The 26,405-nt window shown below is 63.2% G+C and carries 25 protein-coding genes and 1 pseudogene; 15 read left to right on the forward strand and 11 right to left on the reverse strand.

Annotation, left to right across the window (positions count from 1 at the left end; translation table 11 throughout):
• Nucleotides 1–32: 32 nt before the first annotated feature.
• From ACQKPE_RS00945 to ACQKPE_RS00960, 4 genes are all read left to right on the forward strand, one after another.
• Nucleotides 33–728 (forward strand): sel1 repeat family protein, encoded by a 696-nt coding sequence (locus ACQKPE_RS00945; RefSeq protein WP_427662908.1) that lies wholly within the window; start codon nt 33–35, stop codon nt 726–728.
• Nucleotides 729–829: 101 nt separating this feature from the next.
• Complete coding sequence (locus ACQKPE_RS00950; protein WP_427662909.1) at nt 830–1,531, forward strand: AzlC family ABC transporter permease; 702 nt, start codon at nt 830–832, stop codon at nt 1,529–1,531.
• A complete protein-coding gene (locus ACQKPE_RS00955) occupies nt 1,528–1,842 on the forward strand; it encodes an AzlD domain-containing protein (RefSeq protein ID WP_427662910.1) in 315 nt (104 codons plus the stop codon). The genes ACQKPE_RS00950 and ACQKPE_RS00955 overlap by 4 nt, the downstream gene beginning before the upstream one ends.
• On the forward strand, nt 1,839–2,681 hold the full coding sequence (locus ACQKPE_RS00960; RefSeq protein WP_427662911.1) for an AraC family ligand binding domain-containing protein: 843 nt from the start codon (nt 1,839–1,841) through the stop codon (nt 2,679–2,681). The genes ACQKPE_RS00955 and ACQKPE_RS00960 overlap by 4 nt, the downstream gene beginning before the upstream one ends.
• A 12-nt stretch (nt 2,682–2,693) precedes the next feature.
• Here the strand turns inward: ACQKPE_RS00960 and ACQKPE_RS00965 are convergent.
• Nucleotides 2,694–3,383: pseudogene (locus tag ACQKPE_RS00965) on the reverse strand (MFS transporter); the annotation flags it as partial.
• Between the two features lie 105 nt (nt 3,384–3,488).
• Between ACQKPE_RS00965 and ACQKPE_RS00970 the strand changes: the two are divergent.
• Complete coding sequence (locus tag ACQKPE_RS00970; protein ID WP_427662912.1) at nt 3,489–3,716, forward strand: hypothetical protein; 228 nt, start codon at nt 3,489–3,491, stop codon at nt 3,714–3,716.
• A 41-nt stretch (nt 3,717–3,757) separates the two neighbouring features.
• On the opposite strand, the gene ACQKPE_RS00975 is transcribed toward ACQKPE_RS00970, so the two are convergent.
• The 6 genes from ACQKPE_RS00975 to ACQKPE_RS01000 all read right to left on the reverse strand — a co-directional run bounded on the left by ACQKPE_RS00975 (nt 3,758) and on the right by ACQKPE_RS01000 (nt 9,927).
• Nucleotides 3,758–4,240 carry a copper chaperone PCu(A)C gene (locus ACQKPE_RS00975; protein ID WP_427663027.1) on the reverse strand — a complete coding sequence of 161 codons (483 nt, stop codon included), beginning with the start codon at nt 4,238–4,240 and terminating at the stop codon, nt 3,758–3,760.
• A gap of 5 nt (nt 4,241–4,245) precedes the next feature.
• A complete protein-coding gene (locus tag ACQKPE_RS00980) occupies nt 4,246–4,854 on the reverse strand; it encodes an SCO family protein (RefSeq protein WP_427662913.1) in 609 nt (202 codons plus the stop codon).
• A gap of 189 nt (nt 4,855–5,043) precedes the next feature.
• Nucleotides 5,044–5,748 carry a hypothetical protein gene (locus ACQKPE_RS00985; protein ID WP_427662914.1) on the reverse strand — a complete coding sequence of 235 codons (705 nt, stop codon included), beginning with the start codon at nt 5,746–5,748 and terminating at the stop codon, nt 5,044–5,046.
• Between the two features lie 101 nt (nt 5,749–5,849).
• Nucleotides 5,850–6,434, reverse strand: coding sequence for a Fe-S biogenesis protein NfuA (gene nfuA, locus ACQKPE_RS00990; protein ID WP_138217419.1), 585 nt, complete (start codon nt 6,432–6,434; stop codon nt 5,850–5,852).
• 58 nt (nt 6,435–6,492) lie between these two features.
• Complete coding sequence (locus ACQKPE_RS00995) at nt 6,493–7,527, reverse strand: acyltransferase family protein (RefSeq protein ID WP_427662915.1); 1,035 nt, start codon at nt 7,525–7,527, stop codon at nt 6,493–6,495.
• A 99-nt stretch (nt 7,528–7,626) separates the two neighbouring features.
• Entirely contained in the window at nt 7,627–9,927 is a 2,301-nt protein-coding gene (locus tag ACQKPE_RS01000; RefSeq protein WP_427662916.1) for a fatty acid cis/trans isomerase, read from the reverse strand.
• Nucleotides 9,928–10,089: 162 nt separating this feature from the next.
• Between ACQKPE_RS01000 and metH the strand changes: the two genes are divergently transcribed.
• Together metH and ACQKPE_RS01010 are read left to right on the forward strand one after the other, a co-directional pair.
• A complete protein-coding gene (metH, locus tag ACQKPE_RS01005) occupies nt 10,090–13,797 on the forward strand; it encodes a methionine synthase (protein ID WP_427662917.1) in 3,708 nt (1,235 codons plus the stop codon).
• A gap of 77 nt (nt 13,798–13,874) precedes the next feature.
• A complete protein-coding gene (locus tag ACQKPE_RS01010) occupies nt 13,875–14,093 on the forward strand; it encodes a DUF2970 domain-containing protein (protein ID WP_427662918.1) in 219 nt (72 codons plus the stop codon).
• A gap of 278 nt (nt 14,094–14,371) precedes the next feature.
• On the opposite strand, the gene ACQKPE_RS01015 is transcribed toward ACQKPE_RS01010, so the two are convergent.
• Entirely contained in the window at nt 14,372–15,439 is a 1,068-nt protein-coding gene (locus ACQKPE_RS01015) for an ABC transporter substrate-binding protein (protein WP_427662919.1), read from the reverse strand.
• A 217-nt stretch (nt 15,440–15,656) separates the two neighbouring features.
• Between ACQKPE_RS01015 and ACQKPE_RS01020 the strand changes: the two genes are divergently transcribed.
• Both ACQKPE_RS01020 and ACQKPE_RS01025 read left to right on the forward strand, forming a co-directional pair.
• Nucleotides 15,657–17,309, forward strand: coding sequence for a nitrite/sulfite reductase (locus tag ACQKPE_RS01020; protein WP_427662920.1), 1,653 nt, complete (start codon nt 15,657–15,659; stop codon nt 17,307–17,309).
• Nucleotides 17,293–17,787, forward strand: a complete 495-nt coding sequence (locus tag ACQKPE_RS01025) for a DUF934 domain-containing protein (RefSeq protein WP_427662921.1) — start codon at nt 17,293–17,295, stop codon at nt 17,785–17,787. Before ACQKPE_RS01020 ends, ACQKPE_RS01025 begins: the two co-directional genes overlap by 17 nt.
• Nucleotides 17,788–17,855: 68 nt before the next feature.
• On the opposite strand, the gene ACQKPE_RS01030 is transcribed toward ACQKPE_RS01025, so the two are convergent.
• Nucleotides 17,856–18,761 carry a LysR family transcriptional regulator gene (locus ACQKPE_RS01030; RefSeq protein ID WP_427662922.1) on the reverse strand — a complete coding sequence of 302 codons (906 nt, stop codon included), beginning with the start codon at nt 18,759–18,761 and terminating at the stop codon, nt 17,856–17,858.
• A 122-nt stretch (nt 18,762–18,883) separates the two neighbouring features.
• Here ACQKPE_RS01030 and ACQKPE_RS01035 point away from each other — a divergent pair, with 122 nt between their 5' ends.
• A complete protein-coding gene (locus tag ACQKPE_RS01035; RefSeq protein ID WP_427662923.1) occupies nt 18,884–19,864 on the forward strand; it encodes an aldo/keto reductase in 981 nt (326 codons plus the stop codon).
• A gap of 79 nt (nt 19,865–19,943) precedes the next feature.
• Nucleotides 19,944–21,518 (forward strand): hypothetical protein, encoded by a 1,575-nt coding sequence (locus ACQKPE_RS01040; protein ID WP_427662924.1) that lies wholly within the window; start codon nt 19,944–19,946, stop codon nt 21,516–21,518.
• Here ACQKPE_RS01040 and ACQKPE_RS01045 read toward each other — a convergent pair.
• Nucleotides 21,515–22,468: an aliphatic sulfonate ABC transporter substrate-binding protein gene (locus tag ACQKPE_RS01045; protein ID WP_427662925.1), complete on the reverse strand. Its 954-nt coding sequence runs from the start codon at nt 22,466–22,468 to the stop codon at nt 21,515–21,517. The two genes, ACQKPE_RS01040 and ACQKPE_RS01045, sit on opposite strands and share 4 nt — an antisense overlap.
• A 15-nt stretch (nt 22,469–22,483) precedes the next feature.
• Entirely contained in the window at nt 22,484–23,449 is a 966-nt protein-coding gene (locus ACQKPE_RS01050) for an ABC transporter substrate-binding protein (RefSeq protein ID WP_427662926.1), read from the reverse strand.
• Nucleotides 23,450–23,711: 262 nt separating this feature from the next.
• Here ACQKPE_RS01050 and dkgB point away from each other — a divergent pair, with 262 nt between their 5' ends.
• From dkgB to ACQKPE_RS01070, 4 genes are all read left to right on the forward strand, one after another.
• Nucleotides 23,712–24,515: a 2,5-didehydrogluconate reductase DkgB gene (gene dkgB / locus ACQKPE_RS01055; protein WP_427662927.1), complete on the forward strand. Its 804-nt coding sequence runs from the start codon at nt 23,712–23,714 to the stop codon at nt 24,513–24,515.
• 262 nt (nt 24,516–24,777) lie between these two features.
• On the forward strand, nt 24,778–25,056 hold the full coding sequence (locus ACQKPE_RS01060) for a hypothetical protein (RefSeq protein WP_427662928.1): 279 nt from the start codon (nt 24,778–24,780) through the stop codon (nt 25,054–25,056).
• Nucleotides 25,049–25,774, forward strand: coding sequence for a zeta toxin family protein (locus tag ACQKPE_RS01065; protein ID WP_427662929.1), 726 nt, complete (start codon nt 25,049–25,051; stop codon nt 25,772–25,774). The genes ACQKPE_RS01060 and ACQKPE_RS01065 overlap by 8 nt, the downstream gene beginning before the upstream one ends.
• A 150-nt stretch (nt 25,775–25,924) precedes the next feature.
• On the forward strand, nt 25,925–26,389 hold the full coding sequence (locus ACQKPE_RS01070; protein WP_375097827.1) for a DUF1348 family protein: 465 nt from the start codon (nt 25,925–25,927) through the stop codon (nt 26,387–26,389).
• Nucleotides 26,390–26,405 lie beyond the last annotated feature (16 nt).

Consider the following 26,405-nt stretch of genomic DNA (forward strand, 5'->3'; position numbering starts at 1 on the left):
GCCTTCGCCCGGCCGTTCGGCGAGGCTCGCCTGTGAGACGTGCCTGCTGGCTGCCAAGCCTGCTCGCCGCCCTCGCGCCCTTCGCCGCCCAGGCCCTGGACGTGCGGATCGACCCTCATGCCGACCTGCTCTACCGCCAAGCCCTGCCCCTGCTGGAGCAGGCCGACATCGAAGACGACAGCGCCAGCCCATTGCGCACCGCCGCCGACAGCGACCCTGAGCTGAGCCGTCAAGGCCAGGCCATGGCGCGCACCCTGCCTACCGCCGTGGCGCTGCTGGAAAAATCAGTAGCACTTGGCCACCCCGTGGCCCAGTACCGCCTGGCGCTCTACTACATGACCTACCTGCCCGCCGGGAAGATCGCCGAGGCCGCCTGTCCGCTGCTCGAAGCCAGCCTCAAGCAGGGCTTCGCCCCGCCGGCCACCGCGATTGCCAACTGGTGCCCGACCTACAGCAGCAGCACCGCCTACCGCGAGGCGATGGAAGCCCTTCCTGGCATGGCCACCCTGTACGCGCCCTACTACCCGCAGCCGGCCACGCGCCTGGCCTGCAACCGCTCGCAGCCACAGGGCCTGGAAATGCAATGGGGGCGCCAGCGCGACTACCAGGCCGAGGTCTATCGCCTGCTCAGCGAACTCGACCCGCAACGGCGCCAGGCGCTGTTGCAGAAGGCGGTGGAAATCAACGGCTGCGCAGCGGCCCAGCAACGGCTGACCAGCAGCCGCTGAGCACTGGCGGTGTAACGCAGGGCAAACCAGCAAGATCGTTCAAGCCAGCATCCCACCCGCTCTGGCATGCTGGCTGCCCTTGTCGATTCGTCGTAGCCACCATGTCCAGCAGCCCCCCCCTCGTCCGCCAGGCCTTCCTGCAAGGCACCCTGGCAATCCTTCCGCTGTCGCTGGCTGTTGCCCCCTGGGGGCTGCTCGCCGGTTCCATGGCCATCGAGGCCAACCTCAGCGCCTGGCAAGGCCAGGGACTATCGGCCATCGTCTTCGCCGGTGCCGCGCAGCTGGTGGCGATCGGCATGCTAAAAGGGGGGGCCAGCCTGCTTTCGATCCTCCTGACCACCTTGCTGCTGACCTCCCAGCACCTGCTCTACGGCCTGTCCATGCGCCCGCAACTATCGAGCCTGCCGACCCGCTGGCGGCTGGGCCTGGGCTTTTTGCTGACCGATGAGCTGTTCGCCATGACCAGCCACCACGACCAGCAGCGTTTCAACCGCTGGTACGCCCTGGGCGTGGGCCTGACGTTCTATGTAGCCTGGAACCTGTTCACCCTGGCCGGCATCGTGCTCGGGCAGAACATTCCGCACCTTGACCAACTGGGCCTGGATTTCTCCATCGTCGCCACGTTCATCGCGCTGATCACCCCGCTGGTGCGCAACGTGCCGACCTTGGTGTGCGTGGCGGTGTCGCTGTTCTGCTCGGTGCTGTTCAGCCACTGGCGCTGGGAAACCGCATTGGTACTGGCCGGCCTGCTGGGCATGACAGCGGGTTTCGTTTGCCAGAAGTGCTCGGGAGGTCGCTCATGACCTGGTGGGTGATCATCGGCATGGGCCTGGTGGTGTTCCTCAACCGCTATGCCTTCATCGAGCCACGCCTGCCCCTGCGCCTTAGCTCCAATGCCCGGCAGCTCCTGGGCTTTGCCGTACCGGGCATGCTCACGGCAATCTGCGGGCCGATCATCTTCCTGCCCGAGCACCAGTTGAACCTCGACCCGCTCAACCCCTACCTGCTCGCCTCACTGGTGGCCATCGGCCTGGTGCTGTTGACCCGCAGTGTGTTGCTGAGCATGCTGGTGAGTATGTTGATCTTTTTCCTCCTGCGCAGCTGGCTGGCATGAACACGCCCCTGCGCGAGCAGACCCACCTCTGGCAGGCGCCCGCCCTGGGCGACGTGGAAATGCTCCATGCGCGCTATATCCAGCAGCGCTTCGCCCCGCATGTGCACGAGGGCTACGTGTTCACGGTGATCGAGTCCGGTGCCCAGCGCTTCTGGCACCGCGGCAGCGAGCACCTGGCGCCGGTCGGCAGCATGGTGATGATCAACCCCGACGAACTGCACACCGGCGCCACGGCCCATGAGGCGGGTTGGCGCTACCGCGCCTTCTACCCTGACCATGAACGTATTACCGGGGTACTGGATGAACTGGAGCTCACGCGCAATGGCCTGCCTTACTTCAACCAAAGCGTGATCCAGGACCCGACCCTGGCTGCTACCTTCAGCCAGTTGCACCAGTTGTCCGAAGGCGGCGCCAGCGCGCTGGAGCAACAAACCGCCTGGCGCCATGCCATTCTGGCGCTGGTGCAACGCCACGGCCAGGGCGCGGACGTCCGTGCGCCGGGCAACGAACCCTTGGCCGTGGCCCGCGCCCGCGAGCTGCTGGAAAGCCAACTGGCCGCCCCGCCTTCACTTGAGGCGTTGGCGGCTGCCGTGAATCTTTCACCCTTCCACTTCGCCCGGGTATTCCGCCAGGCCACCGGGCTGCCGCCCCATGCCTGGCTCAAACAACGCCGACTGGTGCGCGCGCGAGAACTGCTCAAGAGTGGCCTGCCCGCGCTGGAAGTGGCCTTCACCCTCGGTTTTGCTGACCAGAGCCACCTGAACCGCCAGTTCAAGCAGGCCTATGGCGTAACGCCCGGCGCCTATCGACAGGCTTGCCAGTTCACAACGACCTCATAACCTCAGGCCAAGCTACGCACGGTTGCGGGTATTGTCGGCGGACCTTTTCAAATTCCAGCGCAAGGGTGCGACAAACAGCATCAAGGTCATCCAGATGAAGGTCGCCGGCCCCACCAACACGAACACCAGGCTTGCGACCAGGCCCGAGAGTGCATCGCCGATCACTGCCGTGAAGTAGTACAAGGAAAAGTTGCGACCCACCTCGCGGTCATCCGACAGGCACTGGATATTGGTCACGATGGCAATGTCGACGAACGCGCCGACGAAGCCGACCGCGAACAAGATCGCCAGGAACACCCAACTGTTGAATTCCAAGGCCACCGCTGCGGTAAAGAACATTGCGCCATAGAGCGTCCAGTAGCGCAGAACCAGGTTTGCAGTGGTCTGCCTGTTGAAGCGCGTGTACAGCATGCCGCCGAGCACCGTGCCGGCGGCCAGCAAGGAAAACACGTAGCCCACCGCCGCTTCCGAGCCGAAGTGCTCGAGCACCGAGGCCGGCAGAATGAAACGAATCACCGAGGTGGCGAACATTGCGCACAGCGTGGTGCAGCAGATCACCGCGAACAGCGGGGCATTGTCGAGGCGCAGCTTGCCCACGCTGCGTGCCGCATCGCGGATCACTTCGCGGCCATCGAAAGCCACCCGTGCACTGACCCGGCCAGGCACCAGGGTGGCAATACTGATAGCGGACAACACACCGCAGGCGCTATCCGTGAATGTGCCTCACAAGGCGATTGCCAATCGGGCCTGCCGCAGCCAATTCCTACATGACTGCTACACTGATGAGGTCGAACGGAGGACTCTGCCATGTCCGAACGAGAGCTCACCACCCTTATTTCGCTAATGAACCAGCGCCAAGCCTGCTTGAGCAGCGCCTGCAAGGAAATCGCCGATTGGATAGACCGGCAAGGCGACGTACCCGCCGCCGGCAAGATCCGCGCAAGCCTCAAGGCCCTGGAGGCCGATGAAGCTCAAGTGCGCAAGACCTTGACCTCACTGACCATCGACCGTCCTCTGCCACGCTTCCGAGGCTGAAACGACTAGGGCCGCTTTCGCGGCCCCAGTGTTGGTTCAGGTCAGTGCTTCATGTGCGAATGGTCATGCCCGCCGCCCATCTCGGCGGTCAGCGGCTTGACCTGCGCCTGCACCTCTAGCGTTTGCTTCTGGCCCTTGGCATCTTCGATGGTCAAGGTCAGGGGCACTTGCTGCCCCTCCTTCACTTGCTCGTGCAAGCCCATCAGCATCACGTGGTACCCGTTCGGGTCCAGGGTTACCGGCTTGCCCGCCGGCAACGCGACGGCCTTCACTTCGCGCATGCCCATCACGTCGCCATTCATGGTCATCTCGTGCACCTGCACAGTCTTGGCCACCGGCGAAGCCACGCCCACCAGCTTACTGTCGCTACTGGCAGTGAGGGTCATGAAGGCACCGGTGGACTGCTGGTGCGGCACGCTGGCGCGCACCCAGGCATCGCTGACGGTGGTCTCGGCCAGGGCCGGCAGGGCCAGGCCCAGCAGCGCCAGGGCGGCCAGGCCGCGCTTGATCGGTTGCATCGACATTGCCATTAGCAAATCTCCATCAGGGTGAGCAGGTCTTCGGCGCATTCCTTGGCGTTCAGCGAATGCCCCAGGCTCAGGCGCAGGGTGCTGCGGGTGTCGTAGACGTAGCTGGTGGACGAATGGGAGATGGTGTAGGTGTCGCCAGTCGGCACCTTCTCGTAGAACACCTTGTACTCCCGGGCCACCTCGTCGATTTCCTCGAGGGTACCGGTGAGCGCGACGAACGACGGGTCGAAGGCCTTTACGTAGGCATCGAGCACTTCAGGGGTATCGCGCTCAGGGTCCAGGGTGATGAACACCACCTGGAACAGGTCGCGGTCACGGCCCTTGAGCATCTTGCGGATCTGCGCCGCACGCGCCAGGGTGGTCGGGCAAATGGCCGGGCACTGGGTGAAGCCGAAGAAGATCATCGGCATCGAGCCATAGAAGCTCGACAGGGTGCGCACGTTGCCTTGCGGGTCCTTCAAGCGGAAGGAACGCCCAAGGATCTCGTTGCTCATGTTCTTGCCGTGCTTGAAGTCCAGCCCTCGGGCCGGGTTGCACCCAGCCAGCAGGCCGAGGCCTAGCACGCCCATCCCGGCGACGACCGCGCGCCGGGTCAGTAGATCAGTCATGGAACCATCCTTTACAGGGAAGGTGCCGGCCCTCGGGCAGGGCCGAACGAAAAACCGGCGCATTCTGGCATGACACCTGTTGACCATCCACCCGACCAAGGCGTGATCCGCCGCAAGCCCTTGATTTACGGGCTGCGGCCTGTTGTCGCAGGGCTTGAAACAGTAACAGTTTGTTGCTATTAGCGCCGATCAGCCCGGCATCGTGTCAAGGCGCTTGGCAACCGACGGGCAACCGTTCGTTTCAACGGCCTTTTGCCAATATTCGCGTCGCAGCGGGCTACGGCGGCTGTTGCTGGCCCCCATGACGCGGTAAAGCTCGGCTTGGTAGGCCTGGGCATCGCCCCATTGCAGTTGGTAGCCCTGTGGGTCCGGCTTCATGCACTCCAACGACACCGCAGGCTGTGGGTAATAGCTGCTGAACTGGGAGAAGTCGGCCAGGGCCTTGTTCAGGGCCGGCGCATAGGCGGGGCCGTCGACGTAGCCAATGCATTGGTTGGCAATGCGTGTCGCCGCTGGCGCGAAGCCCTGCTCAAGGCTTTTCACCAGCAGGCCGCACTGGGTAGGGTCGTCGAGCACAGCGGCGTCCGGCTGGTAGACGAACAGGTACAGCGCCATGCGGTACTGGGCCACCGCGTGGCCTGCGTCTGCCGCACGCTGCAACTGCTCCAGCGCCGGCGTCCATTCGCCACGCAACTGGCTCAGGCGCGGTTCCAATTCCTGGGATGGGGTGCCGTCGACCATGCTCTTTACCATCTGCATCAGCTGTGGTTCGACCACATCGAGCCGGGCCACCGCCTGGCGATAGTCGGCCTCGCTGGTGTCCGGGGGCGCATAGGCGGCCAGCGCTTGGCCGCAGAATAACAGGGCAAAAAGAGTAGGAAGCGAGAGGCGCATACCGAGCGTCCTTGTTCAGTAATGTTAAGTGAGGCGAACGCAATCGCGGGGCAAGCCGGGTCGCTACGCTGGCGACTCGACTTGCCCCGCGACAGGGCCTATCAGTAGTAGGCGTTTTCTTTCTGGGTGTGGTCGGTCACGTCGCGCACGCCCTTGAGCTCGGGAATACGCTCGAGCAGGGTGCGCTCGATGCCATCCTTGAGGGTCACGTCGGCCTGGCCGCAGCCCTGGCAACCACCGCCGAACTGGAGCACGGCGATGCCGTCGTCGACCACATCGACCAGGCTCACCTGGCCGCCGTGGCTGGCCAGCCCCGGGTTGATCTCGGTTTGCAGGTAGTAGTTGATGCGCTCGTTGATCGGGCTGTCTTCGTTGACCATCGGCACCTTCGCGTTGGGTGCTTTGATGGTCAGCTGGCCGCCCATGCGGTCGGTGGCGTAGTCGACCAGCGCGTCCTCCAGGAAGGGCACGCTGACGGCGTCCAGGTAGGCGGTGAAGCTCTTCAGGCCTACCGGCTCGTCGTCGGGCTTTTCTTCGCCCGGCTTGCAATACGCGATACAGGTTTCGGCGTACTGGGTGCCCGGCTGGGTGATGAAAATGCGGATGCCAATCCCAGGCGTGTTCTGCTTGGAGAGCAGATCGGCCAGGTAATCATGGGCGGCATCGGTAATGGTTATAGCGCTCATGGAAGTTCCTCACAGACTTGTCGGCAAGTGTACGCCAAGCCAGGCCTCGAACAAAGTCCTAGTATTTGACTCGGGAAAGCACCAAGCCCCCGCCCTGCTCCGCTCGCGCCTGTAGCCAGCCCTGCATGCGCCGGTACAGGCCACGTTCGAGCCACTGGTAGCTGAACCACGACATTAGTCCGATTGACGGTACGCAGAAGGCGAACACCAGGTAGGGGTTCAGGTGCAGGCGCTGGCTGAGGAACCAGCCGGCATACAGCACCAGCACGTGAATCAGGTACACCGAATAGGAGCAGTCGCCCAGGGCCTTGAGCACCCGGTTGCCCCGGAAATAGGGCTCCAGCGCGATGAACGCCAGCACCACCATGGCGCTGGGCAGGCCCCAGTGCAGCAGGCGCAGGGAAGCGTCCAGGTGGTACAGCGCGTACCCCGCCACGCCCAGCAACGCCAAGGGCAGCCACAAGCCCTCGCGCACCAGCCCTCGCCGATACAGCACGCCCAGGCCGATGCCGAGCAGGAACTCGTAGATGATGCCGTTGTTGTAAAAGCGGCTGAGCACGCCCAGGCGCCCCAGCACCTCGCTCACCAGCAGCAGCGCGGCAGTCACCAACAGCAGGTGGTGGCGTTGGCGAACCAGGAAGGCCAGGCCGAACAACAAGTAGAAGAACATCTCGAAATTCAGCGTCCAGCCCACGTTCAGGGTTGGGTACAGGCCATAGCCGCCGGGGTTTTCCGCGGGCACGAAGAGCAGCGACAGCAGCAGGTGTTGCCACTCGAACACCTGGTGCGGCATCCAGCGACTGGCCACCAGCAACAGCAAGGCCATCGCCAGGGTGTAGAACCAGTACGCCGGTACGATGCGCAGTGCGCGGTTGAGCAGGAACTGGCCCGGGGCGATGTCCTTGTCGCGGGTGGAGAGGTAGATCACCAGGCCGCTGATCACGAAGAAGATGTCGACGCCTACGGCGCCTCGGTCGGAAAGCAAGCGGCCGATGGGGCCTGAGGCGTTGAAGTCGAAGAAGATCTGCATGAAGTGGTGGCATACCACCAGCCAGGCAGCGAATGCCCGAAGTGCTTGAAGCGAATACAGCATGGTTTGTCCTGCGGTCCGGGGTGCATTCAGGCCCAAAGGCCACCCACAGGTCCGACCGCAGGATGCCGGGAAAGGTCAGGCGCCTTCCCCGGCAATCGATCAGAGGTTCTCGTAGCGGTTCATGTCCAGCACCCCGGCCTCCACCGGCTGGGTTTCCTTGATGTAGTTGTTCAGGTCATGGAAATAGCGCCAGAAGTCGGGGTGGCTGCGACGCACGCCCCAACGCTCGACGATGCGTTCGAACTTGGCAGTATCGTCACGCGCTGCCTCCATGTCTTCGACGAATTCCGGCACGTCGCCCACTGGAATATTGAACATGAAGTTCGGGTAGCTGCTGAGCACCCCCGGCACCAGGGTCAGGGTGTCCAGCCCAGGCTGGTAGCGGTAGGCCTCGCCGAGCAGGAACGCCACGTTGCTGTGGGCGCGGTTGCGCAGCAGGCTGTAGACCTGGCGCTGGCCGCCCTGCCCCTCGATGCGCAGCATGGTCGCCTCGGGCAACTGCCCGATCACCTTCAGCCCCGCCGCTGGGCGCGACACCAGCCGGCTCAAGCTCTGCTCGACCTCACGGAACTGCGGCGTCATCTCCGGGCGCGAGCAATAGGCGCCGGTGCAACGGTTGATCGGGTCGGGCGTGGCGTTGAGGCTGCCGGTACGCTGCAGCAGCTTCAGGCCAAAGTCGCGACGCGGGTTGTGCTCGCTCAAGGCCAGGCCGCTGGGGGTACTGGTGTCGATGTCGGTGTAGTCGAGCCACATCTTCACCTTGCCGCTGTTCTGGTACCAGTCGCTGAGGATGTCGCCGCGCTTGTCGGCGGGCATCAGGCGCAGGAAGTTGACCTCGGCGCCATTGCGGATCAGGTCGAAGTACAGGCGCGTCTGCAACTGGTGCGACAGGTTGCCGAACACGTCGAAATTCACCGCCAGCTGGTAATAGGTGCGTTCGAACAGTGGATAGTCGAACAGCCAGGTGGTCAGCGGTACATCGCCGATCAGGCCCTTGGTCACCGAGGCGCTGTCGAAGTGGCGGAAGATGCTGAGCAAGGCGTTGTCGTTACCCGCCCACAGGGTCGACCAGTTCGGCGGCGGCATTTCGGCGTAGGCCTCGCGGCGCAGCTCCTCGTAGTCATTGCGCTTGTCGCGGTAGGCGTGCCACAGGCTCAACACGCTGCCCACGTCGTCGATCTGCCCCGGCATCGCCAACAGCGGCGTGGCTTCGCTGCGGTAGCGGGCATCGGTGACGTAGCGATCAAACGCAGGCTCCTGGAACAGTGCCCAGAAGTTGTCGCGGATCACATCGGTGGCAATCTGCCCGCGGCACACCGGGCCGCGAATGAAGGTGCGCACGAAATACTCGGCGTTATCCAGCATGAACTGGTAGCGCGCCACGGCCGGAATCGCCTCGAAGGTTTCGAAGGGGTTGGAGCGGTGGCGCGGGCCATAGCCCGGCAGCGAGGTGGCGTGCCAGTCGCCGCTGTAGAACAGCTGCTTGACCCGCTTGAGCTTCTGCGGGCCCATCGGGTAGGTGATGTGGGTCTTGTGCACGATCACGCCCTGCACCGGCACCAGTCGGTAGTAGAAATCGGTGCCTGGTGGGTCGTTGGGACGGCGCGTGGCGATCACGTCCACCGGCTGGCCACTGGGCGTACGTGAGCGCACCCACTGAAAGAAGTGGCCCTGCTCGCCGCCGACGAAATAGATGTGGGCCAGGAACAGGTGCTCGTACAGCCAGCGGCCGACCAGGGCTTCGGTTGAGCCCGGGCGGTTGAGCAGTTCTTCCCATTCGGCGATCTGTCGGGCCTCGTTCACACTCGGCTGGAGCGCCTGCTGATCCACCGGCGCACCGGCTGCCAGCCAGCGCTGCAGGGTCTGGTACTCCTGGTCGGTCAGCCCGGTCACCGCGAGCGGCATGCCCTCCTTGGGATGGGCACCGGCGTAGGCCTCGAACTCTTGGGGCAAGGGGCACATATTGGTGCGGTTCAGGCCCAGGACGATTTCCTCGGGCAACTTGGCATTGGGCGTGAGCGGCGTCTTGTGGCCCAGCTCGAGCATGCGCGCCATCAGCGCGGCCTGGCCGCCCTGGGTGTCCAGCACCGAATAGAAGCCCTTCTTGCGCCAGGCCTCTTCGCCCTGGGCGTCGTAGAACAGCCGCGTGGTGGGTACCGCCTGGCTGCGCTCGCCCTGGTACACCGGTACCTTCGAGGCACCGCGCTCGACGCCCTCGGCACTGCCCAGGTTGAGCTGGCAGGCAGCGTCGTTACAGGCGTGGCAGGCCACGCACTTCTGGGTGAAGATCGGCTGGATGTCCCGGGTGTAGGAAATCGTCGGGCTCGATAGAGGGGCCTGCGCGAACGCCACGCCGCCGATGAGTAGCGCAAATGCGCCGGCAATAAAACGCTGCACCATGTGCCGAATGTCCTGGTTCCTGAAAGCTGTCACGATTTGCCTACCTGTCCTTCGGTTCGGGCAACATGAATGAAATTCATGCGTTTGGCCGACACGTCTAAAAACCGCGCAGCTTTGTTATTATTCCGCACCTTCCGATATTCGCCAGACCAGGTAGTTCCTATGTCCGACCGCAGCGCTCGTCTCCAAGCACTCCAGCATGCCCTCAAGGAGCGCATCCTGATCCTCGACGGCGGCATGGGCACTATGATCCAGGGCTACCGTCTTGAGGAACACGACTATCGTGGCACGCGCTTCGCCGATTGGCCAAGCGACGTGAAAGGCAACAACGACCTGCTGCTGCTGTCCCAGCCGGACATCATCGCCGCCATCGAGAAAGCCTACCTGGATGCCGGTGCCGACATCCTGGAAACCAACACCTTCAACGCCACGCAGATTTCCCAGGCCGACTACGGCATGGAGTCGCTGGTGTACGAGCTGAACGTCGAGGGCGCGCGCATCGCCCGCCGGGTGGCCGACGCCAAGACCCTGGAAACCCCCGACAAGCCACGCTTCGTCGCCGGCGTGCTCGGCCCGACCAGCCGCACCTGCTCGATTTCCCCGGACGTCAACGACCCCGGCTATCGCAACGTCACCTTCGATGAATTGGTGGTGAACTACATCGAGGCCACCCGTGGCCTGATCGAGGGCGGCGCCGACCTGATCCTGATCGAGACCATCTTCGACACCCTGAACGCCAAGGCGGCGATCTTCGCTGTGCAGCAGGTGTTCGAAGAAGACGCCGTCGAGCTGCCGATCATGATCTCCGGCACCATCACCGACGCTTCCGGCCGTACCCTGTCGGGCCAGACCACCGAAGCGTTCTGGAACTCGATACGCCACGCCAAGCCGATCTCGGTGGGCCTGAACTGCGCCCTGGGCGCCAAGGACCTGCGCCCCTACCTGGAAGAGCTGTCGACCAAGGCCGATACGCACGTTTCCGCGCACCCCAACGCCGGCCTGCCCAACGCCTTCGGCGAATACGACGAAACCCCGGCAGAAATGGCCGCGGTGGTCGAGGAGTTCGCCGCCAGCGGCTTCCTCAACATCATCGGCGGCTGCTGCGGCACCACCCCGCCGCACATCAAGGCCATCGCCGAGGCCGTGGCCAAGTACAAACCTCGTGCCATCCCGGACATTCCCAAGGCCTGCCGCCTGTCGGGCCTGGAGCCGTTCACCATCGATCGCCAGTCGCTGTTCGTCAACGTCGGCGAGCGCACCAACATCACCGGCTCCGCCAAGTTCGCCCGACTGATCCGCGAGGAGAACTACACCGAGGCCCTGGAAGTGGCCTTGCAGCAGGTCGAGGCCGGCGCCCAGGTGATCGACATCAACATGGACGAAGGGATGCTCGATTCCCAGGCGGCCATGGTCCGCTTCCTCAACCTGATTGCCGGCGAGCCGGACATTTCCCGGGTGCCGATCATGATCGACTCCTCCAAGTGGGAAGTGATCGAGGCGGGCCTCAAGTGCATCCAGGGCAAGGGCATCGTCAACTCCATCTCCATGAAGGAAGGCGTCGAGCAGTTCAAGCACCACGCCCGCCTGTGCAAGCGCTATGGCGCCGCCGTGGTGGTGATGGCCTTCGACGAGGTCGGCCAGGCCGACACTGCCGCGCGCAAGAAGGAAATCTGCCAGCGCAGCTACGACATCCTGGTCAACGAAGTGGGCTTCCCACCGGAAGACATCATCTTCGACCCGAACATCTTCGCCGTGGCCACCGGCATCGAGGAACACAACAACTACGCCGTCGACTTCATCGAGGCCTGCGCCTACATCCGCGACCACCTGCCGCACGCCTTGAGCTCAGGCGGGGTGTCCAACGTGTCGTTCTCGTTCCGCGGCAACAACCCGGTGCGCGAGGCGATTCACTCGGTGTTCCTGTTCCACGCCATCCGCAACGGCCTGACCATGGGTATCGTCAACGCCGGCCAGCTGGAGATCTACGACGAGATCCCCGCTGCGCTGCGTGACCGGGTCGAGGACGTGGTGCTCAACCGCACCCCGGAAGGCACCGATGCCCTGCTGGCGATCGCCGACGAATACAAGGGCGGCGGCGCTACCAAGGAAGTCGAGGACGAAGCCTGGCGCGCCATGCCAGTGGCCAAGCGCCTGGAACATGCGCTGGTCAAGGGCATCACCGCGCACATCGTCGAAGACACCGAAGAATGCCGCCAGCAGTGCGCGCGCCCCATCGAGGTCATCGAAGGCCCGCTGATGAACGGCATGAACGTGGTCGGCGACCTGTTCGGCGCCGGCAAGATGTTCCTGCCCCAAGTGGTCAAGTCGGCCCGCGTGATGAAGCAGGCCGTGGCCCACCTGATCCCGTTCATCGAAGCCGAGAAAGGCGACAAGCCCGAGGCCAAGGGCAAGATTCTCATGGCCACGGTCAAGGGCGACGTGCACGACATCGGCAAGAACATCGTTGGCGTGGTGCTGGGTTGCAATGGCTACGACATCGTCGACATGGGCGTGATGGTGCCGGCGGAGAAGATCCTGCAAACGGCCCGTGACGAGAAGTGCGACATCATCGGCCTGTCGGGCCTGATCACCCCGTCGCTGGACGAGATGGTGCATGTCGCCCGCGAGATGCAGCGCCAAGGCTTCGAGCTGCCGCTGATGATCGGCGGCGCCACCACCTCCAAGGCGCACACGGCGGTGAAGATCGAGCCCAAGTATTCCAACGACGCGGTGGTCTACGTCACCGACGCCTCGCGCGCCGTGGGCGTGGCCACCCAGCTGCTGTCCAGGGAACTCAAGCCGGGCTTCGTCGAGAAGACCCGCCAGGAGTACGTGGAAGTGCGCGAGCGCACCGCCAACCGCAGCGCCCGCACCGAGCGCCTGAGCTACGCCCAGGCCATCGCCGCCAAGCCACAGTACGACTGGGCCGGCTATACGCCAGCGGTGCCCTCCTTCACCGGCATCAAGGTGCTCGAGGACATCGACCTGCGCGTGCTGGCCGAATACATCGACTGGACGCCGTTCTTCATTTCCTGGGACCTGGCCGGCAAGTTCCCGCGCATCCTCACCGATGACGTGGTCGGCGAGGCCGCCACGGCGCTGTATAAAGACGCCCGCGAAATGCTCGACAAGCTGATAAACGAGAAGCTCATCAGCGCCCGCGCCGTGTTCGGCTTCTGGCCCGCCAACCAGGTGGCCCACGACGATATCGAGGTGTACGGCAATAACGGCGACACCCTGGCCACCCTGCACCACCTGCGCCAGCAGACCATCAAGCCCGATGGCAAGCCGAACTGGTCGCTGGCCGACTTCGTCGCACCGAAGGACAGCGGCGTGACCGACTATGTCGGCGGCTTCATCACCACCGCCGGGATCGGCGCCGAGGAAGTGGCCAAGGCCTACCAGGACAAGGGCGACGACTACAGCTCGATCATGGTCAAGGCCCTGGCCGACCGTCTGGCCGAAGCCTGCGCCGAATGGCTGCACGAGCAGGTGCGCAAACAGTACTGGGGCTATGCCCGTGACGAGCAGCTGGACAACGAAGCCTTGATCAAGGAGCAGTACAGCGGTATCCGCCCTGCCCCCGGCTACCCAGCCTGCCCGGACCACACCGAGAAGGCCACGCTGTTCCGCCTGCTCGACGGCACCGCCATCGGCGAGACTGGCCAGAGCGGCGTGTTCCTCACCGAACACTTCGCCATGTTCCCGGCGGCGGCGGTCAGCGGCTGGTACTTCGCCCACCCGCAGGCCCAGTACTTCGCCGTGGGCAAGGTGGACAAGGACCAGGTCGAGCAGTACAGCGCGCGCAAGGGCCAGGAGCTTGGCGTGACCGAGCGTTGGCTGGCGCCGAACCTGGGGTACGAAGGCTGAAACAGCGGCGGCCCCACCGCGGGGCCGCCACTGTCTACACTGTCCCTGATCGCCTCTGAAACCCTCGGGAGCCACTCATGGACGATTCCAGCCAAGGTAAACCGCCCACCTTCTGGCAGATGCTGCACAGTGTCCTCGCCGCTGCCTTTGGCGTGCAGAGCGGCAAGAACCGCGCCCGCGACTTCACCCACGGCAAGGCCAGCCACTTCATCGTGCTCGGCACCCTGTTCACCCTGGTGTTCATCCTGGTGCTGATCGGACTGGTGCAACTGGCGATGTACCTCACCGCCCGCTGACCCGCCCCCAAAACGCAACCCGCCCGCGCAAATCCCTTGCGCGGGCGGCTCTGGTTGCATCACACGGTCTAAAAAAGTGCTACTGGTGGCTGACCCAATACACGGCGGTCACGACGACCAGGACGATAAGGCAGAGAATTGCCCAGGCATCGACACTGCTGTCAGGCTTGCGGAGCTTGGTGGGGTTTCCCATTGCATTGCCTCTTGTAGTGATTATGGGAATGCACTTCACAGGCAGCAGTTAAGTCCAGCAATGCCCTTTGCTCAAGCAAGGTCTTTCAATATTCGACGGGTGACGTGAGGAATGGGTATCGGTAGCCCGCTGGCCGCCCCTCTGCGCTGTAGCGCCCGAAATCGACGCCATAGCCGTCCTGCTCGGACAACATCAACCAACGCTGCGCTTTCGCCTGATCGATCAGTTGCAACACCGGCAGGCGGTGCAGGTGCTGACCCTCTCGACTGGCTGGCAAGCCAAGGGCATCGTCGTGCAGCATCACCATGGCCCAGCCACCGAGAGTGAAATGCCCGGCCATCAGCACGCTCAGGCGCCCGTCGATGCGCGCACGCAGGGCTTCAGGGGAATTGTTGATGGCACTGAACAGCACATCGCGTCCTGGCACCCGCCCGGCCTCCTGGAAGGCCTGCATGGCGCCAAGGGCCATCTCGTCATTGGCCGACCAGACCAGCTGCACCTTGGGGTAGCGCTTGATCAAAACCTGTGCCTGCTCGAACGCCCGCTGGCGGCTCCAGCCGCCATACACCACCTGGCGCAGACGCACCTGGGGAACATCGGCCAAGGCCCGGCGCATGCCCTGTTCACGCAGTTGCGAGGCAGGCGTGGTGGCGACCCCGGTGAAGGCCAGCAATTCCACCGGCTCATTGGACGGCGGCAGTTGCTTTACCAGCTCACGCAGCATGCGGTAGCCGGCCTCCTCATCATTGGAGACGAAAGTGCCCAGCACCGGGCCGTAGGTTTGCGGGTGCGCCTCGATGGTTCGCGCCTGACTCTCGGTCAGGCCGTTGTTGACCAGGAACAGCTTCACACCGCTGTCACGCGACAGGCGTATGACTTCTGGGGCCACGTACTGCTCGTTCACCAGCACCAGGTAATCGGGCTTGCTGGCCAGCGCATCACGCGCCTGGGCCAGCACACGCTCGGGATCACGCTCGCCATAGGTCACGCGAAGTTCCATGCCTAGGTCGTCGGCGGCAGCCTGCATGAAGCGCGAATAGCTGACCCAGAATGCCTCGTGGGAAAACCCTGGGTTGAGAAACACCACCGACGCGGCCTGCGCACTCGTTGCCCACGACAGGCCCAGGCACAGGCTCCATAAGCCTTTGAACATGCATATCCACCTTGGGAAGCGAAACCTTGCCATTATAGCCGCGAGCCCGCGCCGGGCGGGCAAATGGCAGTCAATCTCACTTAGTCCAAATGGTTCTTTTCATATGCAAAAACATCACTTTAGCGCATAAATCCAACCTGCTATCGTGCTCCGGCTCCGACCCGGAGTGCGCGGCCGTGCGCGCGATTAGCTGCATGCAGCCTGAGACAGGACTTTTATGTACGTATACGACGAGTACGATCAGCGGATCATCGAGGACCGCGTCAAGCAGTTCCGTGATCAGACCCGCCGCTATCTGGCCGGTGAGCTGAGCGAAGAAGAATTCCGCCCTCTGCGCCTGCAGAATGGCCTCTACATCCAGCGTTTCGCCCCGATGCTGCGCGTGGCCGTGCCCTATGGCCAGCTGAGCACCACGCAGGTTCGCATGCTGGCCAAGATCGCCCGCGACTACGACAAGGGCTATGCGCACATCAGTACCCGCCAGAACGTGCAGTACAACTGGCCGGCACTGGAAGACATCCCCGAGATCCTGGCTGAGCTGGCCACCGTGCAGATGCACGCGATCCAGACCAGCGGCAATTGCCTGCGCAACGTCACCACCGACCAATTCGCCGGTGTCGCCGCCGACGAACTGGTCGACCCGCGCCCCTGGTGCGAAATCGTCCGCCAGTGGACCACTTTCCACCCGGAATTCGCCTACCTGCCGCGCAAGTTCAAGATCGCCGTGAACGGCTCGAAGGACGACCGCGCCGCCATCGAAGTGCACGACATCGGCCTTGAGCCGGTGCGCAACGAAGCCGGCGAGCTGGGCTTCCGCGTACTGGTCGGCGGCGGCCTGGGCCGCACCCCGGTGATCGGCGCGTTCATCAACGAGTTCCTGCCCTGGCAAGACCTGCTCAGCTACCTGGACGCGATCCTGCGCGTGTACAACCGTTACGGCCGCCGTGACAACAAGTACAAGGCGCGTATCAAGATTTTGGTCAAGGCGCTCACCCCGGAAGTGTTCGCCGAGAAGGTCGAGGCCGAGATGGCCCACCTGCGTGGCGGCAGCACCACCCTGACCGAAGCGGAAGTCGAGCGTGTGGCCCGCCACTTCGTCGACCCGGACTACCTGGCCCTGGACAACCTCGACTACAACGAGCAGGACCAGCAAAGCCCAGGCTTCGCCCGCTGGCGCTCACGTAACGTGCGTGCCCACAAGCGCCCGGGCTACGTGGCCGTGACCCTGTCGCTCAAGCCCACCGGCGTCGCCCCGGGCGACCTGACCGACAAGCAGCTCGACGCCGTCGCCGACCTGGCCGAGCGCTACAGCTTCGGCTACCTGCGCACCTCCCACGAACAGAACATCATCCTCGCCGACGTCGAGCAGCGCCAACTGCACGCACTGTGGCTGGAGCTGCGCGAACAGGGCTTCGCCACCCCGAACATCGGCCTGTTGACCGACATCATCTGCTGCCCAGGCGGCGACTTCTGCTCGCTGGCCAACGCCAAGTCGATCCCGATCGCCGAATCCATCCAGCGCCGCTTCGACGACCTGGACTACCTGTTCGACATCGGCGAGCTCGACCTGAACATCTCCGGCTGCATGAACGCCTGCGGTCACCACCACGTGGGCCACATCGGTATTCTCGGGGTGGACAAGAAGGGCGAGGAGTTCTACCAGGTGTCGCTGGGTGGCAATGCTGCACGCGATGCGAGCCTGGGCAAGATCCTCGGCCCATCGTTCGCCCAGGACGCCATGGCTGACGTGATCGAGAAGCTGATCAACGTGTACGTCGAACAACGTACCGAGGACGAGCGTTTCATCGACACCTACCAGCGCATCGGCATCGACCCATTCAAGGAACGCGTCTATGCAGCGAATCATTAAGCACAACCAGTTGGTCGACGAGACCTGGCACCTGCTGCCTAAAGAAACGACCCTCGACGAGCTGACCAACTGCGACGACTACATCGTTCCGCTGCACCTGTGGCGCGACCATGCCCACGTGCTCAAGGCCCGCGACGGCGGCCTGGGCGTATGGCTGGACAGCGACGAGGAGGCCGAGGAAATCGGCGAGGACGTCGGCCAGTTCCAGGTCATCGCCCTGAACTTCCCGGCCTTCACCGACGGGCGCAGCTACTCCAACGCACGCCTGTTGCGCGACCGCTACCAGTTCAAGGGTGAGCTGCGCGCCATCGGCGATGTGCTGCGCGACCAGCTGTTCTACATGGCGCGCTGCGGTTTCGATGCGTTCGCCATTCGCGCCGACAAGAGCCCGGAAGACGCCCTGCAGAGCCTGAAGGACTTCTCGGTGACCTACCAGGCCGCCACCGACGAACCGCTGCCGCTGTTCCGCCGCCGCTGATCGTCACTGCTGTAGCGAACGGCCCGCCTTCATGGCGGGCCGTTGCGTTTGCGCGAGAAGAAACACACTCAATCGAACACGATCGCCTGCTTCAAGCGAGGCACCGCGAAATCGATGAAGCTACGCACCTTCAACGGCAACAGCGCGTGCTCCTTGTAAACCAGCCATATCGGCAGCGGTTCTGCCTCGTACGCACCCAGTACCACCCGCAGCTTCCCAGCCTTGATGGCGGCCGCCGCCTGGTAGTGCAGCACTTGCGTCAACCCTACCCCGGCGATGGCAGCATCGACGCCCACTTCTGCGGTACTGGGCGCAAAGCGCGCATTGATTGGCGTATTGAATGCAGCACCCGTTTGCGGATGACGAAAGCGCCACTGCGTCGACAGGTTCAGATGATCGACACCCACGCAGGCGCGGCTGGAGAGTTCTTCCGGCGTGCGGGGCTCGCCATGGGTGTCGAGGAACTCGGGGCTGGCAACGACCACCCAACGAATATCGCCGATACGCCGGGCAATTAAATTGCTATTTGCCAATAACCCTATTCGCACCGCGATATCAACATGGTCGGAGATCATGTCCAAGCGGCTATCCGACAAGGCCAGCTTCACATTCACCTGCGGGTGTTTGTTCAAGAATTCATTAATAATCGGCAATAACTGTATACGGCCGAAGGTCAATGGCGCCGTCATTAGCAAGTCGCCTTTAGGGATGAGGTATTCACCCTTGGCACTTCGTTCCGCATCACCTACCAGTTCGAGAACTTGCTTGGCAGCCTGTAAATAACTCAACCCCGCATCGGTCAGTTCAAGCTTGCGCGTGCTGCGCGCGAGCAGGCGCGTACCCAGCTGGCTTTCCAGCTCGGCCAGCTTACGGCTTAGTGTCGGCAACGGCATGTTGAGGTGCACGGCGGCGGCAGAAAGTTTGCCCCGCTCTACCACTTCAACAAATATCTGCATGGCTTCGAGCTTGTCCATCAATCCTTTCACCCACAGAGAATATGCTTTCCAAAACCACGTAGTTATCGGGCGCAATGAAGCAGCATAACCTACCTCCCTGTTTCTTTAACCGCCCTACTTCAAGACCGAGGAATATAACGATGCAGTACACCACACTTGGACGCACAGGCCTCGAAGTGTCCAGGCTTTGCCTGGGCTGCATGACCTACGGCGAGCCCAACCGCGGCCTGCACAGCTGGACATTGAGCGAAGCACCCAGCCGCCTGCTGATACGCCAGGCGGTAGAGGCCGGTATCAACTTCTTCGACACGGCGAACGTTTACTCCGATGGCTCCTCCGAAGAAATTGTCGGCAAGGCATTGAAGGACTTCGCCCGCCGCGAAGAAATCGTCATCGCCACCAAGGTGCAGCAACGCATGCATGCCGGCCCAAACGGTGCGGGCCTAAGCCGCAAGGCGATCATGCAGGAAGCTGATAACTCCCTGCGCCGGCTTGGCACCGACTACATCGACCTCTACCAGATCCACCGCTTCGACTACCAAACCCCCATCGAAGAAACCCTCGAAGCGCTGCACGACCTGGTCAAGGCCGGCAAGGTGCGCTACCTCGGTGCCTCGTCGATGTTTGCCTGGCAATTCGCGACCCTGCTGCACACCGCCAAGGCCAATGGGTGGACGCGTTTTGTCAGCATGCAGAACTACGTCAACCTGCTGTATCGCGAAGAAGAACGCGAAATGCTGCCGCTGTGCCAGGCCGAAGGCATTGGCGTCATGCCATGGAGCCCGCTGGCCCGTGGTCGATTGACCCGGCCATGGGATGAAACCAGCGAGCGCGCCGAAGCTGACGCGTTCGGCAAGGGGCTGTACGCACACACCGCCGATGCCGATCGCAAAGTGGTCGAGGCTGTAGCCGCCGTGGCCGCAGCGCGTGGTGTCGCGCCGGCCCAGGTGGCGTTGGCATGGGTACTGGCACAACCTGCGGTCAGCACGCCAATCCTAGGCGCATCGCGCCCTGGACATCTGGAAGATGCCCTGGCGGCACTGGAGCTGACGCTTACCCAGGACGAACGGGCGCAACTCGAAGCACCTTACGTGCCCCATGCAGTCGTCGGGTTCTCGTAAAGACAGGATTGTCACACTCAAGCTTTGCGGTGCGATGCCGATAGCACGAGATACCGCCCAATTCGCATGGACGCCTGTGATGACCTCGATCAACACCGCGCTGCGCATCACCCCAACCTACACCCCGCCGCCGGCCGCCCAGGCCGGCAACGGCGGCCAGGCCAGCGCTAATGCCAGTTCGCCGAGCAGCAATGTCACGCTTGGCCAGGACACGCGCATTCCCAACGCGCAGACCTATTCGTCCCGCGGGGCCCTGAACGGCCAGGCAAGCTATGCCTGGGAGCACGATGGCAACGACAGGGTCAGCATGGCACTGCTCGGTGGCGTGCAGTCCAAGAGTATCGCTGGACGTTTCCATGGGGTGGGCGCAGCCTTGCTGACCCAGTTGGCGAGCAATGGCGGGCAGAACATCTCGCAATCGGTATTCGCCTCCGCCAACGGCAGTATCCAGCCTGGCTCCGAAGCCTTGAGGCTGCAACAGCAGCGCCTGCGCCAAGACCCGGAGAACAGCGTCACCCTGAGCCTCACCACCGCCTCCGGCGCCACTGTCAAACTGCTGCTGGCCAGTGACGACAACGGCCTGGCGGTAAGCGCCGAGGTCAGCGAAGGCACCCTGAGCGCCAATGAGCTCACGGGCCTGAGTGCCTTGGCGAATGCGTTCCAGTCGAGCATCAATGGCCTCGCCGAACAGCCACCGCGCCTGCAACTGGGGGCCCTGGCCAAGCTCGACCCGGCACTGTTCACCTCGCTGCAGATGAGCGCCAAGTTCGACGTACAAGGCCAGCCGCAACGCTTCGACCTGAGCCTCGATGACAAAGCACGCAGCTTGAGCCTGGAAGGCCCCACTGGCAAGGTGCAGTTGAACCTCGACACCCGCGACAGCGCACTGGTCGGCAGCGCCTCGCAGCGCCAGGCGGCGGTCGACAACTACCTGGCACAGTTCGACGCGGCCCAGCAACGCGGCAAGGGCGACAAGGACCTCAGCAACCTGTTCAAGGACGCCTTCACCCAGCTCAACAGCGTCGACGAAAAGCCCAAGCCCACGCTCGAGCGGTCATCGAGCCTGAACTACAAAGACCGCTCGTTGCTCAGCGGCCTGTACGATTTCAACGCATCGATCAGCCAGACCAGCAGCCAGCCCAACCCGATGCGTCCTGACGAAATCGACCGTTTCGATTACAAGGTCTCGCAATCGACCAAGATCTGGGCCAATGACACGCTGAACCGCTCGGTGCAGCAAGACTCGCAGTCCAGCCTCAAAGCCGCCTACCACACGGGCCTGAACCCGTTGGTAGACCTGAACCTGAGCCGTGACCGCAAGTCGCAGAACTACAGCTTCCACGAGATCAACGACCAGGCCAGCAGCAGTACCCGCCTGGCCTACAAGAAAGGCTCGCTGGCCGAGGCTAGCGCCACCCAGCAGGCCTCCCAGAGCACTCGGGTTCGCACCTACGTGGATGGCGAGCTCAAGACCGACCTCAACACGCCCACCTCGGTGGTTCGCTCGCGCAACCTGCGCAGTCTGCTCGATAACGTATTCCAGCAGGAGAATGCCGCGCAGCGCGAGAACCGTGGCTCGATCATCGACGCCGCCTTGAAGAACCAGCGCAGCCTCTGGCTGTTGCAGGGCGAAACTTCGAAAATCCGGGCCTAACGCACTTCGAACAAGGTCACTGCCCGGGCGTCCACCGCCTTGGGCAGAAGGCCCTCGCGATAGAACGCATCGGCAATGTTCTGCTGCTCGGCAAGGTCACCCGGGGTGACCGGCTGCACGTCATAGCTACGCCGCCCGTTGGCCTGCTGCACCGTGGCGCTGTCCAGGTTGCCCCACAGCGGGCCGAGTACCCGCGCAGCCGCCTCCGGGTTGGCCTTGGTCCATGCGCCCACCTCGCGCAGCGACTGGTACACCGTTTCCAGCACCTTGGGGTGCGCCTTGGCATAGTCGCTACCGGCCAGGTAGTAGCGCTGGTAGTTGGCAAGGCCACTGCCGTCCACCAGTACCCGCGCCTTCTGCTGGCGCTGGGCGCTGGCCACGTACGGGTCCCAGGTTACCCAGGCATCGACCTTGCCGTTTTCGAACGCGGCACGCCCGTCGGCGGGAATCAGGTAGGCCGGCTGGATATCCTTGAAGCTCAGGCCAGCCTTGGCCAGCGCCTGGATCAACAGGTAATGGCTGCCAGCGGCCTTGGTCACGGCCACGCGCTTGCCCTTGAGGTCGGCCAGCGACTGCAACGACGAGCCCTCCGGCACCAATATCGCCTGGGCCGTGGGCGATGGCGTCTCGCGGGCGAAATAGGTGAGCTGCGCGCCAGCGGCCTGGGTGAACACCGGCACCGTGTCGGCGACGTCCGCCGAGAGGTCGACGTTGCCCAGGTTGAGCGCCTCCAACAGCGGCAGGCCGCTGGGGAACTCATGCCAGCTGACCCGAATACCTTGAGCCTGAAGGCGCTGCTCGAGCGTGCCGCGCGCCTTGAGCAAGGTCAGCAAGGTCGAGGATTTCTGGTAGCCGATGCGCAAGGTCTGCTCGGCGCTGGCCAGGGTCGGCAGCGCCGCACCGAACAGCAGCGCCAGGGTCGCCAGGCGCAGGTGTTTGAATCCGATCATGAGGTGTTCTCCAGGTCAGGGCTTGGCGGCCAGGGCGGATGCCGAAGGCACGCTGAAGCCGCTGGCGAAGGTCGGGGTGACGTCCAGGCGTTGGTTCATCAGGCCATGGGCGTGGTAGAAGTCGGCGGTCTGCTGCTGCTCGGCCACGGTCTGTTCATCGATCGCCAGCCAGCGCAATTGGCGGCGCTCGAACTGCAAGCGCGCAGCCTGCTCGGGAAAACCGATGATCGCGGCCAGGGTTCGGGAGTAGCTGTCCAGGTGCTGGTAGGCCCACACCTGCGCGCCGGCCAGGCGCGTGAAGTAGTCCTGCAAGGCTGCACGACGAACCGGGTCTTGCAGGGCCTTGTCGGTGGCCGCCAGGAAGCTGTTGCCGGTGGACAGGCCACGGCCATTGACCAGCACCCGGCCCTGCCCGCTCGACTCGGCCAGTGCGGTGTAGGGCTCCCAGGTCGCCCAGGCGTCCACCGAGCCATTGGCCAGGGCGATCTTGGCATCTACCGGGCCGAGGAAACGCAGTTCTACGTCCTGTTCCGACAACCCGGCCTGCTCCAGCGCCTTGAGCGCCAGGTGGTGGCCGATCGAGCCGCGGCCGGTGGCGATGCGCTTGCCCTTGAGCTCGGCAGCAGTGCGCAGGGAGGCCTCAGGGCGCACCAGCAGGGCCGTGCCATAGGGGTCGGACTTGTCCACCGCGATGGCCTTGACCGGCGCGCCGGAAGCCAGCACGAACAGCAGCGGCGCATCGCCGATGATGCCCGCATCGATCGCCCCGGCATTGAGCGCCTCGGCCAATGGCGCGGCCGCCGGGAACTCGGCCCAGTGGATGTCGTAGGGCAAGTCACGCAGGGCATTGGCGGCCTCCAGCTGGGCGCGCATGTTGCCCTTCTGGTCGCCGATACGCAGGGTCAGGCGTTCGGCGGCGAACGCCTGGGCCGCCAACAGCAGGCTGGCGACGCACAACAACAATCGTGAACGGGTCGGCATGGGCTTCTCGAGGGTCTGCTCTGAACGAGGGAAGAGCAGACTCTACCGAGCCCAAACAAATAAATTAAATTGATTTTAGGAATAACCTAATATGCAATTTAATTTTCAGGAAGCGCCGGTCTCACAGTACCCGTCTATCATTGCTGACCCCAGCGCAAAACACCTTGCGTGCTGCCGAGGTTAATCCACGCCGAGGAAACCTTCACACTGTTGGCCACTCGAACCCTCGACCTGTTTTTTCTACTGATCAGGAGCACCTCTCATGAGCATTCCGCTGTTCGGCCTCGGCACCTTCCGACTCACAGGCCAAACCGTCATCGACTCGGTGAAATCGGCACTGGCGCTGGGCTACCGGGTCATCGATACCGCACAGATCTACAAGAACGAGGCCGAAGTCGGCCAGGCCATCGCCGAAAGCGGCGTACCGCGGGAAGATCTGTTCATCACCACGAAGATCTGGACCGACAACTATGCCGCCGACAAGCTCGTGCCCAGCCTGCGCGAGAGCCTGGCCAAGCTGCGCACCGACCATGTCGACTTGACCCTGATTCACTGGCCGGCGCCCGGCAATGGCGTCGAGCTGCGCGAATTCATGAGCGCCCTGGCCGAGGCCAAGCAGCTCGGCCTGACCCGCCAGATCGGCATCTCCAACTTCAATATCGAGCTGACCCGCCAGGCCATCGAGGTGGTCGGCAAAGGCGAGATCGCCACCAACCAGGTAGAGCTGAGCCCCTACCTGCAAAACCGCAAGCTGGCAGATTTCCTCAAGCAGCAGGGCATCACCGTCACCTCCTACATGACCCTGGCCTACGGCAAGGTGCTCAAAGACCCACTGCTGGCCAAGATCGCCGCCAAGCACAAGGCCACCGTGGCCCAGGTGGCACTGGCCTGGGCCCTGCAGCTGGGGTATGCGGTGATCCCCTCCTCGACCCAGCGCGAGAACCTGGCCAGCAACCTGCTTGCCCAAGGCTTGCGCCTGGATGACGAGGACATGGCGCAGATCGAGACGCTGGAGCGCAATGGGCGGGAAGTCAGCCCGAAGGGGCTGGCGCCTGAGTGGGATTGATCCTTTGTGAATAGACGGCGGCGGTCCGGCCTCGCGCCAGGCCGTCGCAGCCCGGTGTGTGACAGGATTTTCAGGAAACTGCGATCACTCGGAATCGGGCTACAAACAAGAGGGAAATGCTGAACCATGCCCTCTGCCAAACTGTGCGGCGACCTCTTCCAGGATCAAGCCGATGCTCCTCACAGATGTTTTTCCATACCACCGAAGCTATGATGCCTCCAATACAGGCGCGTCCAACCAGCGCGCACGGAGGTTCATCCCCATGGTCAAGAAAGCGAAGAAAGTTTCCGATCACGACCTTGATATCCTGGAACAACAAGTTCCTCGCCATGCCAGTGAAGCCACCTACTCCGCTCACCTCAGGGCTCTCTCGGCCAACCGGCAGGGCATCCTGTGCATCGAAGGCGCAGAGCTGGTTCGCATCACCGCCGACGGGACGCGCACCCTTCTCGACCACGTCAAGCCAAAGCGGCGAGTGAAAGTCGGCGAAGTCATAACGGTACGCAAGGTAGCTGGCGCCAAGGCCGACGAGCGTGCCTAGGCTCAGGGTTTTCGCAGACCCCAACGGATCAGGAAAGAGCACCATCAAGGCTGACCTGCCTGCTGAGCTGACGCGCCTATTCGTCAATGCGGACGAGCTGGAAAAAGAGGCAAGTACAACGGGCTTCATCGATCTGACAGCGTTTGGCTTGACGACCACGCTACCTGAGTTGCTCGCCTTTCATCGGGAGCATTACCTGATCATCAGGAAATCGCTCTGCGTGCCTGCAAGCAAGTTGGGGCTCGAGGGCAGTCGCATCGATTATCGACAGGTGGAATTGAACTCTTACTTTGCCTCGGTGATATCGGATTACATCCGCCAACAGCTGCTGAAAACCAATGCCAGCTTCGCCTTCGAAACCGTGATGTCACACCCGAGCAAAGGCGAGTTCATGCGACAAGCCCAAGCGTGTGGCTATCGCACCTACCTTTACTTCGTTTCAACCGATGCCCCAGAGATCAACATCGACCGCGTGGGAATCCGCGTGCGTGAGGGAGGGCACCCCGTCAGGCACGACTTGGTCCGTAGCCGCTATACGCGCTCACTTGACCTGCTGCCCGAAGCGGTAGCCGCCAGCAATCGGGCCTACATCTTCGACAACTCCGGGGCATGTGCGCAGTGGCTGGCGGAAATCACGGACGGCACACAGCTTGAATACCGGCATGAGGATATCCCCGACTGGTTCTTCGATTCCTATGTGGACGCGGTGGAGCACTGAGCCCAGCATTTCGCCACTCGCAATTATGAACTGCCATTCTTGCGCATTCTCAACCCCTCCCCCCACGGCTAACCTTCTTCTCACGGTTCGCGACCTACACCCCTTCAGATCACAGCCCGCTACCGGGCCGATACCCAAGGAGCACCGAACATGTCCCGTCCCCCACTGCCGCCGTTCACCCGTGAAACCGCCATCGAGAAAGTACGCCTGGCCGAGGATGGCTGGAACAGCCGCGATGCCGCGAAAGTTGCGCTGGCCTATACCACCGACACCCGCTGGCGCAACCGTGTCGACTTCGCCACCAACCGCGAAGAAGCCCAGGCCTTCCTCACCCGCAAATGGAACCGCGAACTCGAATACCGCTTGATCAAGGAACTCTGGGCCTTCACCGAGAACCGCATCGCGGTGCGCTACGCCTACGAATACCGCGACGACAGCGGCCAGTGGTTCCGCGCCTATGGCAACGAGAACTGGGAATTCGCCGCCGATGGCCTGATGCAGAACCGCCACGCCAGCATCAACGAAATGCCGATCAAGGAAGAAGACCGCAAGTTCCGCTGGCCACTGGGCCGTCGCCCTGACGACCATCCAGGGCTGAGCGACTTCGGTTTCTGACCCACACAAGGCCCTG

This window comes from Pseudomonas sp. NPDC089554 (assembly GCF_050280645.1).
In the GTDB taxonomy this organism is placed as follows: domain Bacteria; phylum Pseudomonadota; class Gammaproteobacteria; order Pseudomonadales; family Pseudomonadaceae; genus Aquipseudomonas.